A 13,468-nucleotide genomic window follows, 5' to 3' on the forward strand; every position below is an offset into this window, starting at 1 on the left:
CCCAGTCCCTGTTTAGAATTGGGACCGCTAAAACATACCTGCATAACATGTATGTGACAGACAGGATTTGTCTGTCACATTCTCCGTTAAAGCGTGATCTTTCCCTCGATCAACGTTGTTACCTGCCCGCCGATCCAGATATCGTCACCGATCTTGTCAACGCTGACACGCCCTGCCCGGCCAAGAACCGTGCCCTGGCTGGCGACATAGCGCTCCGGAGCCAAGCCAGCACCGATGAGCCACTGCGCAACGCCAGCGTTGAGGCTGCCAGTCACGGGGTCTTCGCCACCTTCGAAGAAAGCGCGAACTTCGAAATCGGCATCGATCCCATCTTCCGGCTGGCATTGCGCAACCACGCCCACCTTGAACCCGCCGAGCGCGACGAAGTCCGGCTCGATGCCGATAACATCTGCACGGCTTCTGAGAAGCAGCGATACCCAACCCGGACCATTATCCGTCCAGCTTGCATCCAGGATCACCTCTGGTGCCAGCGCCAGTGCCGCCGCGACCTGCGAAACAGAGGTCGGGTCGACCGGTCCGAACTTGCGCAATGGCGGCGCGGCAAAAGCCAGTCTCTCACCCGTTATCCTGATCTTGATCAGACCGGCCTCGCACTGCTGGACGATTTCGCCTTTGCCGCTCTGACCGGAATGCGAGAGAAAGACATGGCACGTGCCAAGTGTCGGATGACCGGCGAAAGGCAGCTCTCCTTTCGGGGTGAAGATTCGCACCCGATATTCCGCGCCAGCCACTGTCGGCTTCATCAGGAACGTGGCCTCACTGAGGTTGGTCCAGTTGGCAAAAGCCGCCATCTCCTCATCGGACCAGTCATCCGCGTCGCAAACCACTGCAAGCGGGTTGCCCTTCAGAGGCTCGGCGGAAAAGACATCGACCTGATGGAAGGGGTAGGTTCTCGCCATGGCGCATATCCTTCGATTGGGAGGCGTTGTGTCTGTGCGAAGCGTCGCAACATCGCGGGATGACGGAGCAAAGCATCACCTCTGATGCTGGCCGCTCTTCAAGTCGGCCAGCAGAGGCTCGTCGGTTTAAGGGCGGAACAAACCCGCCCCTTGCCTCACACGATCGGCATCGTCGCCTTGGTCGAGGTCTCGGCATTGGCAATCAGACGGCCGAGACGCTTGATGCCCTCATCGATCATCTGCTCATTGGCGCATGAGAAGCTGATGCGCAACGTATTGCTGCCCGAACCATCGGCGAAGAAAGCCTTGCCCGGAACGAAAGCGACGCGCTCGCTGGCAAGCGATTGCGCCAGAAGCTCCGCGCCATCGAGACCTTCCGGCAGCGTTACCCAGATGAACATGCCGCCTTCCGGCTTCGTCCAGCGCGCCGTCTTCGGCATGTAGTTGTCGAGCGCAGTCAGCATGGCATCGCGGCGCGCACTATAGGCCGCCTTGATCTTGGCGACCTGGTTGTCGAAGCCGCGCGATGCGACATGCTCGATCGCCATCTGGTTGATCGTCGAGGAATGCAGATCCGCCGCCTGCTTCATCAGCACCAGCTTGCGGATGACGGGCATGGCAGCAACCACGAAACCGACGCGAAGACCTGGCGCCAGCGTCTTGGAGAAGCTGCCGGAATAGATAGTGCGGGTCTTTTCGATACCGCCCTTGCGCTCGATGTCGAGCGCCAGGATCGGCGTGACTGGCTCGCCATCGAAACGCAGATTCTGATAGGCGCCATCCTCGATGACCGCAATATCGAGCTCATCGGCCAGTTCCAAAAGCTTCTTGCGGCCTGCAAGATCGACGGTCTCACCGGTCGGGTTGGAGAAATCGGCAGATAGATAGGCGAACTTGACCGAACCACCCGCCTTGGTCGCGTTGTCGCGATAGGTCTCAGGCGTGCGATTGCCGCCGGGGTTGAGCTGGTCGTAGTTCGGCTCATAGGCGTTGAACGCAGACAGCGCACCAAGATAGGTCGGCCATGTGACGAGTGCTGTATCGTTCGGCGACAGGAACAGCTTGCCGAGATAATCCAACGCCTGCTGCGAACCGGACGTGATGAAGACGTTATCGACCGAGCAGTCGATGCCGATCTTTGCCATGTCCTTGACGATCCATTCGCGCAGCGGCTTGTAGCCTTCGCTCACCGAATATTGCAGCGCTGAATTCACCTGGGAACCGGAGAATATATCCGAGTAGGCTTGCTTGAAGTCAGCATCGGGAAACAGCGCCGGATCGGGAATGCCGCCTGCAAAGGAAATGATATCCGGCTGATCCAAGAGCTTCAGAAGCTCACGGATTTCAGATGCTTTCATCCGCGATGAACGCGTGGCGAAGATTTGTTCCCAATCAAGCATGGGTCTGTTTCCTCATATTTCGTTTTATGACGCAAATGAGTACAGAAACATCGATAGGTCAGCAATACTGACTTATCAGTTTCCGGTACGGTTTTTGAAGATTTTTTGCGTCCGCTCCCGATGTGTCGACATCCAATACAATCTCTTCAAACACTTCACAATCTGCTTGGCGATGGATTGACGAGCCGAGATTTTCCGGGTGGATTGCGGCCCAACTGATTTGCTGTCCGGAGGAGACAAAATGCTCAAGAATATCCACCCCGCGCTGAACGCCGACGTCCTGCACGCTTTGCGCGCCATGGGCCACGCCGACACGCTCGTCGTAACCGACACCAACTTCCCTTCGGACAGCATTGCCCAGCACACCGCCGTCGGCCAGGTGCTGCGCATGGAAAACCTCACCTCCGCCCAGGCGATCAAGGCCATCCTCTCGGTCTTCCCGCTCGACACGCCGCTGCAGCCTTCCGTCGGCCGAATGGAAGTCATGGGCGCACCGGATCAGATAGAGCCGGTCCAACAAGAAGTTCAGGCGGAAATCGATGCCGCCGAAGGCAAGTCGGCACCCATGTATGGGATCGAACGTTTCGCCTTTTATGAAAAGGCCAAGGAAGCCTACTGCATCATCACCACCGGTGAGCTGCGTTTCTACGGCTGCTTCATTCTGACCAAGGGCGTTATTTACCCAGCGACGTGACAAAAGCGATGACCGGGAAATCCGTCCCTAGAGTGGACAGAGACCTTTGTAAGCATGCCTATGCCGACACTATTGAATCAATAAGTCGGTTGGCTTCCTATGCGACCTCCAGAAGCCTGAAAGCCTTAGGTTATGGAGAATATTACAATATTGCTGAGAATCTTTGCAGGAAGGATTTGTTAATCCTGTGTATTTCTACTCGTAGATTCGCGGAGATTACAAACACCGTGTCGGAGTTGAAATCGCGGACTGTTTCCATTTCAGACGATGTTGCAAAATCTCAGGGCGGCACCCGATCAAACAGTGCTTGGAACATAATTGGAAATATCATTCATGGAAACGAGATGAAGGTCTTCAAAGACCTTGGAACCATGAACTACGCCGTGGGTGAGATCGACTTGATTAAGTGGCTCGATACGAAAGAAGAAATAGACACGGCGATATCGATCAAATCTGATAAATTTGAACGGAAGTATTTTTCTTTGATAGACCTGCTGAGCGCCATCAATAACTATATTGAAAGCGTTTCCGACAGCATTGAAGGCGTATATCTGGGATCGTCATACGAAATGTAGAAGGCCGGAGCTTTTGCTCCGGCCTTCTAACTTTAATAGTGGTGTAACTTAGTTGACAGCCTTGTCGACCAGCTTGTTCTTGCCGATCCAAGGCATCATGCCGCGCAGCTTGGCGCCGACTTCTTCGATCTGGTGAACGTCGTTCATGCGGCGGATACCCTTGAAGCGGGCTGCACCCGAACGGTATTCCTGCATCCAGTCGGAGGTGAACTTGCCGGTCTGGATGTCGTGCAGAACGCGCTTCATCTCAGCCTTGGTTTCTGCGGTAATGATGCGCGGACCGGTGACGTACTCGCCCCACTCGGCCGTGTTGGAGATCGAGTAGTTCATGTTGGCGATGCCGCCTTCATAGATCAGGTCGACGATCAGCTTCACTTCGTGCAGGCACTCGAAGTAAGCCATTTCAGGCGCATAACCGCCTTCGACCAGCGTTTCGAAACCGGCGCGGATCAGTTCGACGAGACCGCCGCACAGAACGACCTGTTCGCCGAAGAGGTCGGTTTCGCACTCTTCCTTGAAGTTGGTTTCGATGATGCCGGAGCGGCCGCCGCCAACGCCACAAGCGTAGGAGAGTGCAAGTTCAAGAGCATTGCCGGAAGCGTTCTGGTGAACGGCAACGAGGCAAGGCACGCCGCCGCCCTTCTGGTATTCGCCGCGAACCGTGTGGCCTGGGCCCTTCGGTGCGATCATGACGACGTCGAGCGAAGCCTTCGGCTCGATGAGGCCAAAGTGAACGTTGAGGCCGTGGGCAAATGCGATGGCAGCGCCGTCGCGGATGTTGCCGGCAATTTCAGCCTTGTAGATGTCGGCCTGAAGTTCGTCAGGCGTTGCCATCATCAACAGGTCGGCCCACTTGGCAGCTTCGGCAACCGTCATGACCTTGAAGCCGTCGGCTTCTGCCTTCTTGATGGTCGGCGAACCGGCCTTCAGGGCAATGACGACGTTGTTGGAGCCGCTGTCCTTCAGGTTCAGCGCATGCGCCCGGCCCTGCGAACCATAACCGACGATGGCGACATTCTTCGCCTTGATGAGATTGAGATCGGCATCACGATCGTAGTAAACGCGCATTTCTTGGTCCTTCCCTATTCAAAACCAGATGATTGACCGGAACTCAGGCGGCTTTGCCGCCCTTTTCCGAATGTACCTTTTCCGTCCCGTAAAGCGTCAGGAAGGCGGCAACCGCCTTGCGCGCCCGGGCGGAAAAATCCTTGGCCTGCGCTTCGCCGAGCAGCATGCGCACATGCAGATCGGTAACGATCAGGCCGTAAAAACTGCGATAGGCGTCCTCCAGGTCGTCAAAGCGCAGGTAACCGCAACGGCGACCAGCCTCGATCAGACCACGAGCACGCTTGTCGATCTGGCGACGCCCGCGCTCCAGCAGAAGATTGCCGAGTTTGGAGCCTTCACGGCTCGCCTGCCCGATGGCAAGACGGTTCAACGCCAGCGACACATCGCCTGCCAAAACGTCGAGCAGATCATGGGCAAAGACTTCAAGATGATCGACGAGTTGCGGCGCCGTAACGCGATCGCCCGCCTTCTCGAAGGTTCGGACCTTGCTCTGCTGGAAGCTGATCATCGCTGCCAGCAGACCATCGCGATCGCCGAACCACTTGTAGAGGCTTTCCTTAGAACAGTTGGCAGCGCGTGCCAGACCAGAGGTCGTCAGCGCTTTTTCTCCACCCTCGACCAGAAGACGCAATGCCTGCTCCAGAACGGCGTTCTGTCGCGGCGAAAATTCCTGCGCTGTGATCGGATCGGTCCCCACCTTGTCCACTCCACTCTCGATTATGTACCGTACGGTACGGTTCGAGCGACATTTAAGCGGAGCGCTAGTCAGGGTCAAGAGGATTTTTGGACGAAGTGTGCGAATTGACGCGCCGCAATATGAGGTCTGGAGAAATCGTAAACGTTTCCAATTACTTACGCGGTAGCGTCGAACTCTGATCTTGCGTGCTTCACCGCATCATGATTGTCCAGCGCCCAGTTGATCACCTGCGACAGTGGCAGATAGAGGGACCGCCCTAGCGGCGTCATGCTATACTCGACGCTTGGCGGCTTGGTCGGAAACACCTCGCGATGAATATAGCCATCCCGCTGCAGGTCGCGCAGTGTCTGAGTGAGCATGCGTTGTGAGATATCGGGCACCATGCGGCGCAACTCACCAAAACGATAGGGGCGCTCAGCGAGCGCCTGCAACAGCAGCGTCGACCATTTCCCGCCAATGTGATTGAGCAGATCGCGCACCGGGCAATTGTCGAAATCGAGATTGGCAAAATCTGGCAGGGGTGCCGACGATTGGGCTGGAGCCGAGGTTGCGGCCGGTTTCAAGCGTGAGACTGTCGCGCTCATGGCGGTGGTTCCCTTCTGGTAACGTAGGGCGCAAGAACTGCCTTCTTTACAGGGGTCAGTCAATTCCTATTTTAGAGCTACTCTCTTTTCGAGACCAGCAAAGGACAGACATTATGAGCAAGATTCTCGTGACAGGTGCCTCCGGCCATCTCGGCCAGGCCGTCATCCGTCATCTCTTGGAAACCTATCACGTCCCGCCCTCCGATGTTGTCGCCGCGAGCCGCGATACATCCAAACTCGCAGGCCTTGCCGCAAAGGGCGTCGAGACGCGCGCAGCCGATTTTGACGACACGGCCTCGCTCGAGAAGGCGTTCGAAGGCATCAACACGCTGCTCATCATCTCCACCGACGCTCTCGCTGTTCCAGGCCAGCGCTTGAATCAGCACAAGGCAGCCGTCGCCGCCGCGACCAAAGTCGGCGTCAAGCATCTGGCCTACACTTCGATGCCAAATCCGGACAAATCGCTCGTCACCTTCGCGCCGGATCATCTGGGAACGGAAGAAGCGGTCAAGGCAAGTGGCTTGCCCTACACGATCATTCGCAATGCCTGGTATCTGGACAATTACCTTCACGGCATGCCGCATAATCTGGCAGGTGGTCAGTGGTACACGGCATCGGGCAACGGCAAGGTGTCCAATATCTCCAGGGATGACTGCGCCCGCGCAGCCGCGGCAGCTCTTGCAAACGGTAAGGCGGAAAACAAGACCTACACGCTGACGGGACCGGAACTGCTCGATGCAGATCAGATTGCCGCACTGGTTTCGGAGGCAACCGGCAAACCACTGACGGCGGTCAAAGTCACGCCTGACGATCTGAGAAAGGGCATCGAAGGTGTGGGCCTTCCCGCTTTCGTCGCCGAGATGCTGGCCTCGGCAGATGCCAATATCGCAGCCGGTAACTTCGAGATTCGGACCAATGACTACGAAACATTGACCGGCAAGAAGCCACAAACCTCTGCAGAGTTCTTCAAGGCCCACAGGGCCGCATTGATCGGCTGATGCGTTCACCAGCCCATATCTCGGCGCAGAGCCGGGGTATGGGAAGCCAGATCACTCTGCTGCGGTACTCATGCTCTCGCGCGAGGCTTCCACGTCGCGCGCTGGCGACAAGCCATAGACACGGGCATATTCCCGGCTGAACTGCGACGGGCTCTGATAGCCGACCCTGTGGCCAGCGGTTCCGGCATCCAGTCGCTCCAACAGCATCAGACGGCGCGCCTCATGCAGCCGCAACTGCTTCTGATACTGCACCGGCGTCATTGCCGTGACCGCTTTGAAATGCTGGTGGAAGGACGAGACGCTCATGCCGACCCGTTCTGCGACATCCTCGATGCGGATCGGGCGAGCGTAATTCGCACGAAGCCACGCGATTGCACGGGCAATCCGGTTGCCATGGCTGTCTGCCGCCAGGATGTTCATCAACTGTCCACCCGCAGGACCAGTGAGAATGCGGTAGAGGATTTCCTGCTCGATCAGCGGTGCCATGGCAGGGATGTCGGCTGGACGATCGAGCAAGCGCAACAACCGCGTCGTCGCGTCAAGAAGTTCAGGCGTAGCCGCATTGACCACGATGCCACGCTGGCTGGGGACCGTCGTCGGCGGGCGGGCGATCTGCGCCCGGCTCATCACGTCGAGAAGCTTCTCACTGTTGATCGCAATCGAAATGCAAAAATGCGGCACCTCGTGGCTTGCCTCCACCACACGCCACGCCACCGGCAGATCGAAGGAGGTCAGGAGATAATCTCCCGCGCCGTAGTTGATGGTGTCGGTGCCGAGCTGAAGGCTTTTGGCGCCCTGAATGACCATGGCAAAACAGGGATGGTAACTGCCGTGGCAAGGCGCACTCGGGCTTGAACGCTTGCTGAGCCTTAACGCCTCGATGTCGGTCGTCACCTCGCCTTCTCCTCGCGCGTAACGGGCAGCAATCGAGACGATTTCCTGGTAAGGGCTGAAGGGCAGCGTCATGGGGCGAAAACCTTAGGGCAAACGGCAGTTCCGTTCAGACATATCTAAAATGCCTTCCTGTCGCCGCAAAGAGGGCGCGCCTCACTTTTGTAGAATTATGCAAGAAGCTTGGAGGATTGCTCTAACGCTCTTTTGCTTTCCAGATGCATGATCATGCATCCCATTTCACAGCTGAAAGGAACTTCAGATGGCTACTGCAAGAGGTTATGCTGCAACAGACGCATCCAAGCCGCTCACACCCTTTACCTTCGAACGTCGTGAGCCGAACGAAGACGATGTCGTCATCGACATCAAATATGCGGGCATCTGCCATTCGGACATTCACACCGTTCGCAATGAATGGAAGAACGCCGTGTACCCGATCGTTCCCGGCCACGAAATCGCTGGCATCGTAACGGCCGTCGGCTCCAAGGTCACCCGCTTCAAGGTTGGCGACCATGTCGGCGTCGGCTGCTTCGTCGATAGCTGCGTTGGCTGCGCCACCCGCGACGTCGATAATGAGCAATACATGCCGGGCCTCGTCCAGACCTACAACTCGGTCGAACGTGACGGCAAGACTGCGACGCAGGGCGGTTACTCCGACCACATCGTCGTCAAGGAAGGCTACGTTCTTTCCATTCCGGAAAACCTGCCACTCGACGCCTCTGCCCCGCTGCTTTGCGCCGGCATCACCCTCTACTCACCGCTAAAGCACTGGAATGCCGGTCCCGGCAAGAAGGTCGCCATCGTCGGCATGGGCGGTCTCGGTCATATGGGTGTGAAGATCGGCGCCGCCATGGGCGCGGATATCACCGTGCTTTCGCAGTCGCTTTCCAAGAAGGAAGACGGCATGAAGCTCGGCGCGAAGGATTACTACGCCACCAGCGATGCCTCCACCTTCGAGAAGCTTGCCGGCACCTTCGACATCATCATCTGCACCGTCTCCGCAGAAATCGACTGGAACGCCTATCTCGGCATGCTCAAGGTCAATGGCTCCATGGTCGTGGTCGGCGCGCCTGAAAACGCCATTCCCGTCCACGCCTTCTCGCTGATCCCAGGCCGCAAGAGCCTTTCCGGCTCGATGATTGGCTCAATCAAGGAAACCCAGGAAATGCTGGATTTCTGCGGGCAACACAACATCGTCTCCGAGATCGAGAAGATCGACATCAAGGACGTCAACGAGGCCTATGAGCGCGTGCTGAAGAGCGATGTGCGCTACCGCTTCGTCATTGACATGGCGACACTCGACGCGTGAACTTAAGGGCATAAAACCCAAGAAGAAAGAAGGGCGAGCTTTAACCGAAGTCCGCCCTTCTTTTTACTGCGCCTTCCCGACAGGCTGCGTCTCGTCCTTCAGCGTATCACGCTGGGTAATCAGGCGCGCACTATGCTGGCCGCTGAGATAAATCCACAGCCAACTCCAGGCCACAGCGAGTCTCGAGCGCGTGCCGATAAGAAAGTAGATATGGGCGATCCCCCATATCCACCAGGCAATAACTCCCTTCAGCTTGATCTTGCCGAAGTCTATGACGGCGGCCCGCTTGCCGATCGTGGCCAGATTTCCCTGATGCACATATTTGAACGGATCAGGCCCCGCCTTTCCGGTCAGTCGCGCCTTGATCACCTTGGCGACATGGTCACCTTGCTGCTTGGCGGCTGGCGCAATGCCAGGGACCGTCTTGCCCTCTCCTTGGCGGACCGATGCCGTATCGCCGATGACGAAGATGTTCGGATCCTCGGCTATGTGGAGATGAGGCCCCACCTCGGTGCGGCCTGCGCGGTCCGCTTTGACATTCAACCATTGCGCGGCGGGAGAGGCATGTACCCCCGCCCCCCAGATAATCGTGCGCGCCGGAATGAAGTCGTCGCCAATCTTCACGCCCTCTTCAGTGCAATCCGTGACGGGCGCGCCGAGCATGACTTCCACGCCAAGTCTTTCCAGCGCTCGCTTGCTGTATTCCGAGAGATCCTCGGTAAAGGCAGGCAACACGCGCTTTCCTGCCTCCACCAGAACGACCCGCGTCGTGCGCGTATCGATGTTGCGAAACTCCGGTGGAAGAACCTTCTTGGCAAGATCGGCGATCATGCCCGCCATCTCCACGCCCGTCGGCCCGGCGCCTATCACAACGAAGGTGAGATAGGCCTGTTTGACCGCCTCCGTCTTCTCCAACTCGGCGCGCTCGAAGGCGAGTAGTAGCCGCCTGCGAATGGTGGTCGCGTCCTCCAGCGTCTTGAGACCGGGCGCATATTTTTCCCAGGCATCATTGCCGAAATAGGCGTGGCGCGCACCGGTCGCAAGCACCAGCGTATCGAAGGAGACGATCTCGCCATTGGTCAGGTGAACGGTGCGGGTCGTCCGGTCGATGCCGGATACTTCGGCAAGCACAGTCGAGACTTCGGGCCTGTCACGAAACAGATGGCGGATCGGCCAGGCGATCTCAGATGTCGAAAGTGCCGTGGTGGCCACCTGATAAAGCAGCGGCTGAAAAAGGTGATGGTTGCGGCGGTCAATCAGGGTGATGCGTGTCGGCGCGCCCTTCAGGCCGTGTACAGTTTGTAGGCCGCCGAAGCCTCCCCCAACGACGACGACATGATGTTCCTGCATAGGACTTGCCCTCATTACAATCAGAAAATCAAACCGCGCAGGTTGTACGCGGTTTCATTGTAGGGGCAAAAAATGACGTGAGTTATGAAATAGCCTGACCGCAGGCCCTGCAAAAACGCCGAACGGTTTCAGCCATACCGTATTCCAAAGCATCCGCAGTAAGGCCATGGCCGATAGACACTTCCGAAAGCTGAGGAATACGCGCCACCAAAGCCGGTAGATTGTCCACAGTCAGATCATGGCCAGCATTGACCCCAAGCCCAAATTCCGCAGCAAAGTCAGCAGTCTGTCCGAGTTTCTCAACCCAGATTCGGGCCGCCGCTGGATCATCGTAGCAGCCGCCATAGGGACCGGTGTAAAGCTCGATGCGCTGAGCACCCGTCGCTGCTGCCAATTCCATGACGGAACGATCTGCATCGCCATCCGCGAACAACGAAACGCGCATACCGCGTGATTTGAGACGTGATGTGACCTGCTTGAGAAAATCACCATGCTCGCGGACATCCCAACCATGGTCAGAGGTTGCCTGGGATGGATCATCCGGTACCAGTGTCACCTGCTCCGGTTGGTTCTCTTCGCAAAGAAGAAGAAAATCCTCGGTCGGATAACCTTCCATATTGAATTCTGCGTGCGGAAACTCGTCGTCGATCAATGCCCGCAGCACCGGCAGGTCGGAAAAGCGGATATGACGCTGATCAGGTCGTGGATGAACCGTCAGCCCACTGACACCCGCTTTCAGCGCGATACGTCCAAACGCGGCAACATCAGGCCAGGGCAAGTCGCGCCTGTTGCGCAGCATAGCAATCGCATTCAGATTGACGGACAGTTTGGTCGGCATTTCATTCCCCGGCTCTGATGATGAAGAACATTAAGTTGCGCGTTTGTTGCCCGCCATTTCGTCATTATCGCGTCATTACGCAAGCTACCAAAAAAAATTGCGATTTAAGTGGAACCATCCTGCGGCGAGCGCATTAGGCCTGAGGATCGGGGACCCAGATGACACAATCATTTTCATTAGAAGATTCTAATATCGATTTGGATACGGCTTTCGTCAGTGAAATGGGTGCGGCGGCCATGCCAGATCTGGCTGTCCCGGATATGATCGTGTCAGGCAAGGTTGGCCACGAGGCAGTGGTCCTTAAAACCGGGTCATGGAGCAACAAGTCCATGCGCAAGGGCAGCGAGACAACCGCAATGCTGGGATCGAAGAGCTCGAAAGGCTTTCTCCCCGACGTTAAGGTACCGTCTTCACTTCCACCTGAGCCGGTTGTCATCGCAGACATGGCCAATCTCTTTGGCGTCACGCACAGGACGCTGCATTTCTACGAAGAAAAGAAGATCCTCTCCTCTCGCCGCATGGGCCTCATGCGCATTTATTCCCACCAGGATGTTCACCGCATGGCGGTCATCAACCTGCTGCGCGATATCGGCGTTGCGGTTGCGGCCATTCAAGACATCATGCACAAGCTCGATCACGCCTCCTCTCAGGAAGAAGCAGACGATATTTTCCAGAGCGCGCTTGAAACGCGAAAGCGCGAATTGACACTGGAGATTTCCACCGTTCACCGCCAGATCGACCAGATCAGCAACCTTATGGACGTATCGGACGACAGCTATTCAGAGCCGCTTTACGATGTCGTTGTCGATCTGACAGACAAGGAAAAGAGCTGCCTCGAATTAATGGCGGAAGGATATTCATCGACCCGTCTGAGCCGCACACTTGGCATGTCGGCCGATGAACTGAGCGGTCTGGAAGAAGACCTTCTCGGTAAGTTCGGCGTCAATAATCGATTTCAGGTCGTTGCTAAGGCGCTGACGATGGGCATCATCCAGCACTGATAAGCCTGAGAAATCCTACCGGACGATGGTCAGCGTTTCAGCCGCACGTGTCACGGCCGTATAGAGCCAGCGCTCGCGTGTATCGCGAAAAGCGTAGCTCTCATCAAACAGCACGACATTGTTCCATTGCGAACCCTGCGCCTTGTGCACCGTCAGCGCATAGCCGTAATCGAACTCATCGTATCGCTTGCGCGTTGACCACGGAATTTCCGTTTCGGTCTCTTCGAATGCGGCTTTCAGCAATTTGATCTTCGCCGCACCGCGATCCATATCGTCGTCTTCCGGCCTGATCATCAGATTGATGCCCGGCTTGACCGTCTCCCGAGACGAACTCATCACCTGCCAGAGGGACCCGTTGAGCAAGCCCTTTGCCGGGTCGTTGCGCAGGCACACCAGCTTGTCGCCGGATTGTGGATATTCTGCCGAAAACCCTTTCAACTCGCGAAGCCGCTGATTGTAGCGCTTGCGCGTGCGGTTCGTCCCGACCAGAACCTGATCCGCGTCCAGCACCAGCGACTGGGTGACCTCCGACTTGGAAATCACCTGCGCGGTCCCATAGTCGCCGCGCATGATCTCGCGTCCCTCTCGCACATCCATGGCAAGCTGGATAATCGGGTTGTCCTTCGCCTGACGATGGATTTCCGACAGCAGATAATCCGGCTCCTGCTCGGTGAAGTAACCACCGCCTGAAACCGGCGGCAACTGCCCGGGATCGCCCAGCACCAGAACAGGCGTGCCGAAGCTCATCAGGTCCTTACCTAGCTGCTCATCCACCATTGAGCATTCATCGATGATGATGAGCGCTGCTTTGGCAAGCGGGCTTTGGCGATTGATGGTGAACATCGGCGCAATTGAGGTCTTGCCGGTTTCCTCGTCCTCGACGGCTTCTTCGCCACGGGGCCGGTAGATCAGCGAATGAATGGTGCGGGCGTTCGACGCGCCACGCGAGCGCAAAACCTGGGCGGCTTTGCCGGTGAACGCGGCAAACAGTACCTCTCCATCGACATGCTCGGCAAAATGCTTGGCGAGCGTGGTCTTGCCCGTACCGGCATAGCCGAAGAGACGGAACACCGGCGAACGGCCTTCCTTCAACCAGCGCGAAACAGCCTTGAGGGCTTCATCCTGTTGCGGAGAAAATTGCAT

General features: G+C 57.1%; 14 protein-coding genes. 5 read left to right on the forward strand and 9 right to left on the reverse strand.

What is annotated here, in order from left to right; all coding sequences use genetic code 11:
* Positions 1 to 86: 86 nt before the first annotated feature.
* Both WKI41_RS20410 and WKI41_RS20415 read right to left on the reverse strand, forming a co-directional pair.
* A complete protein-coding gene (locus WKI41_RS20410; RefSeq protein ID WP_340195266.1) occupies positions 87 to 920 on the reverse strand; it encodes a PhzF family phenazine biosynthesis isomerase in 834 nt (277 codons plus the stop codon).
* A gap of 155 nt (positions 921 to 1,075) precedes the next feature.
* Complete coding sequence (locus WKI41_RS20415; RefSeq protein ID WP_340195267.1) at positions 1,076 to 2,320, reverse strand: PLP-dependent aminotransferase family protein; 1,245 nt, start codon at positions 2,318 to 2,320, stop codon at positions 1,076 to 1,078.
* Positions 2,321 to 2,561: 241 nt separating this feature from the next.
* On the opposite strand from WKI41_RS20415, the gene WKI41_RS20420 reads away from it, so the two are divergent.
* Both WKI41_RS20420 and WKI41_RS20425 read left to right on the forward strand, forming a co-directional pair.
* The gene (locus WKI41_RS20420) at positions 2,562 to 3,014 is read left to right on the forward strand and encodes an RbsD/FucU family protein (RefSeq protein WP_340195268.1); all 453 of its coding nucleotides are present in this window, start codon (positions 2,562 to 2,564) and stop codon (positions 3,012 to 3,014) included.
* A gap of 8 nt (positions 3,015 to 3,022) precedes the next feature.
* Complete coding sequence (locus WKI41_RS20425) at positions 3,023 to 3,589, forward strand: hypothetical protein (protein WP_340195269.1); 567 nt, start codon at positions 3,023 to 3,025, stop codon at positions 3,587 to 3,589.
* A 48-nt stretch (positions 3,590 to 3,637) separates the two neighbouring features.
* On the opposite strand, the gene ilvC is transcribed toward WKI41_RS20425, so the two are convergent.
* The 3 genes from ilvC to WKI41_RS20440 form a co-directional block, all read right to left on the reverse strand.
* The gene (gene ilvC, locus WKI41_RS20430) at positions 3,638 to 4,657 is read right to left on the reverse strand and encodes a ketol-acid reductoisomerase (protein WP_296014809.1); all 1,020 of its coding nucleotides are present in this window, start codon (positions 4,655 to 4,657) and stop codon (positions 3,638 to 3,640) included.
* 43 nt (positions 4,658 to 4,700) lie between these two features.
* Positions 4,701 to 5,354: a TetR/AcrR family transcriptional regulator gene (locus WKI41_RS20435; protein WP_340195497.1), complete on the reverse strand. Its 654-nt coding sequence runs from the start codon at positions 5,352 to 5,354 to the stop codon at positions 4,701 to 4,703.
* Positions 5,355 to 5,509: 155 nt separating this feature from the next.
* Positions 5,510 to 5,938 (reverse strand): winged helix-turn-helix transcriptional regulator, encoded by a 429-nt coding sequence (locus tag WKI41_RS20440; RefSeq protein ID WP_340195270.1) that lies wholly within the window; start codon positions 5,936 to 5,938, stop codon positions 5,510 to 5,512.
* 110 nt (positions 5,939 to 6,048) lie between these two features.
* On the opposite strand from WKI41_RS20440, the gene WKI41_RS20445 reads away from it, so the two are divergent.
* The gene (locus WKI41_RS20445; protein WP_340195498.1) at positions 6,049 to 6,936 is read left to right on the forward strand and encodes an SDR family oxidoreductase; all 888 of its coding nucleotides are present in this window, start codon (positions 6,049 to 6,051) and stop codon (positions 6,934 to 6,936) included.
* A gap of 51 nt (positions 6,937 to 6,987) precedes the next feature.
* On the opposite strand, the gene WKI41_RS20450 is transcribed toward WKI41_RS20445, so the two are convergent.
* Positions 6,988 to 7,902 (reverse strand): AraC family transcriptional regulator, encoded by a 915-nt coding sequence (locus WKI41_RS20450; protein ID WP_340195271.1) that lies wholly within the window; start codon positions 7,900 to 7,902, stop codon positions 6,988 to 6,990.
* A gap of 187 nt (positions 7,903 to 8,089) precedes the next feature.
* Here WKI41_RS20450 and WKI41_RS20455 point away from each other — a divergent pair, with 187 nt between their 5' ends.
* Positions 8,090 to 9,136: an NAD(P)-dependent alcohol dehydrogenase gene (locus WKI41_RS20455; RefSeq protein WP_340195272.1), complete on the forward strand. Its 1,047-nt coding sequence runs from the start codon at positions 8,090 to 8,092 to the stop codon at positions 9,134 to 9,136.
* Between the two features lie 63 nt (positions 9,137 to 9,199).
* Here the strand turns inward: WKI41_RS20455 and WKI41_RS20460 are convergent, their stop codons facing one another.
* Entirely contained in the window at positions 9,200 to 10,486 is a 1,287-nt protein-coding gene (locus tag WKI41_RS20460; RefSeq protein WP_340195273.1) for an NAD(P)/FAD-dependent oxidoreductase, read from the reverse strand.
* A gap of 82 nt (positions 10,487 to 10,568) precedes the next feature.
* A complete protein-coding gene (locus WKI41_RS20465) occupies positions 10,569 to 11,324 on the reverse strand; it encodes a pyridoxine 5'-phosphate synthase (protein ID WP_340195274.1) in 756 nt (251 codons plus the stop codon).
* A gap of 236 nt (positions 11,325 to 11,560) precedes the next feature.
* On the opposite strand from WKI41_RS20465, the gene WKI41_RS20470 reads away from it, so the two are divergent.
* Positions 11,561 to 12,325: a MerR family transcriptional regulator gene (locus tag WKI41_RS20470; RefSeq protein WP_340195275.1), complete on the forward strand. Its 765-nt coding sequence runs from the start codon at positions 11,561 to 11,563 to the stop codon at positions 12,323 to 12,325.
* A gap of 15 nt (positions 12,326 to 12,340) precedes the next feature.
* Here the strand turns inward: WKI41_RS20470 and WKI41_RS20475 are convergent, their stop codons facing one another.
* Positions 12,341 to 13,468, reverse strand: coding sequence for an ATP-dependent DNA helicase (locus tag WKI41_RS20475; protein ID WP_340195276.1), 1,128 nt, complete (start codon positions 13,466 to 13,468; stop codon positions 12,341 to 12,343).

The organism is Agrobacterium larrymoorei (genome assembly GCF_037722385.1).
Taxonomy (GTDB): Bacteria; Pseudomonadota; Alphaproteobacteria; order Rhizobiales; family Rhizobiaceae; genus Agrobacterium; species Agrobacterium larrymoorei_C.

Bases quoted from the DNA above. Each gene is read 5' to 3' on its own strand.
- WKI41_RS20420 (WP_340195268.1), top strand. From the start codon at position 2,562: ATGCTCAAGAATATCCACCCCGCGCTGAACGCCGACGTCCTGCACGCT.
- WKI41_RS20465 (WP_340195274.1), bottom strand. From the start codon at position 11,324: ATGCCGACCAAACTGTCCGTCAATCTGAATGCGATTGCTATGCTGCGC.
- WKI41_RS20410 (WP_340195266.1), bottom strand. From the start codon at position 920: ATGGCGAGAACCTACCCCTTCCATCAGGTCGATGTCTTTTCCGCCGAG.
- WKI41_RS20415 (WP_340195267.1), bottom strand. From the start codon at position 2,320: ATGCTTGATTGGGAACAAATCTTCGCCACGCGTTCATCGCGGATGAAA.
- ilvC (WP_296014809.1), bottom strand. From the start codon at position 4,657: ATGCGCGTTTACTACGATCGTGATGCCGATCTCAATCTCATCAAGGCG.
- WKI41_RS20450 (WP_340195271.1), bottom strand. From the start codon at position 7,902: ATGACGCTGCCCTTCAGCCCTTACCAGGAAATCGTCTCGATTGCTGCC.
- WKI41_RS20425 (WP_340195269.1), top strand. From the start codon at position 3,023: ATGACCGGGAAATCCGTCCCTAGAGTGGACAGAGACCTTTGTAAGCAT.
- WKI41_RS20475 (WP_340195276.1), bottom strand. From the start codon at position 13,468: ATGCAATTTTCTCCGCAACAGGATGAAGCCCTCAAGGCTGTTTCGCGC.
- WKI41_RS20440 (WP_340195270.1), bottom strand. From the start codon at position 5,938: ATGAGCGCGACAGTCTCACGCTTGAAACCGGCCGCAACCTCGGCTCCA.
- WKI41_RS20470 (WP_340195275.1), top strand. From the start codon at position 11,561: ATGCCAGATCTGGCTGTCCCGGATATGATCGTGTCAGGCAAGGTTGGC.
- WKI41_RS20455 (WP_340195272.1), top strand. From the start codon at position 8,090: ATGGCTACTGCAAGAGGTTATGCTGCAACAGACGCATCCAAGCCGCTC.
- WKI41_RS20460 (WP_340195273.1), bottom strand. From the start codon at position 10,486: ATGCAGGAACATCATGTCGTCGTCGTTGGGGGAGGCTTCGGCGGCCTA.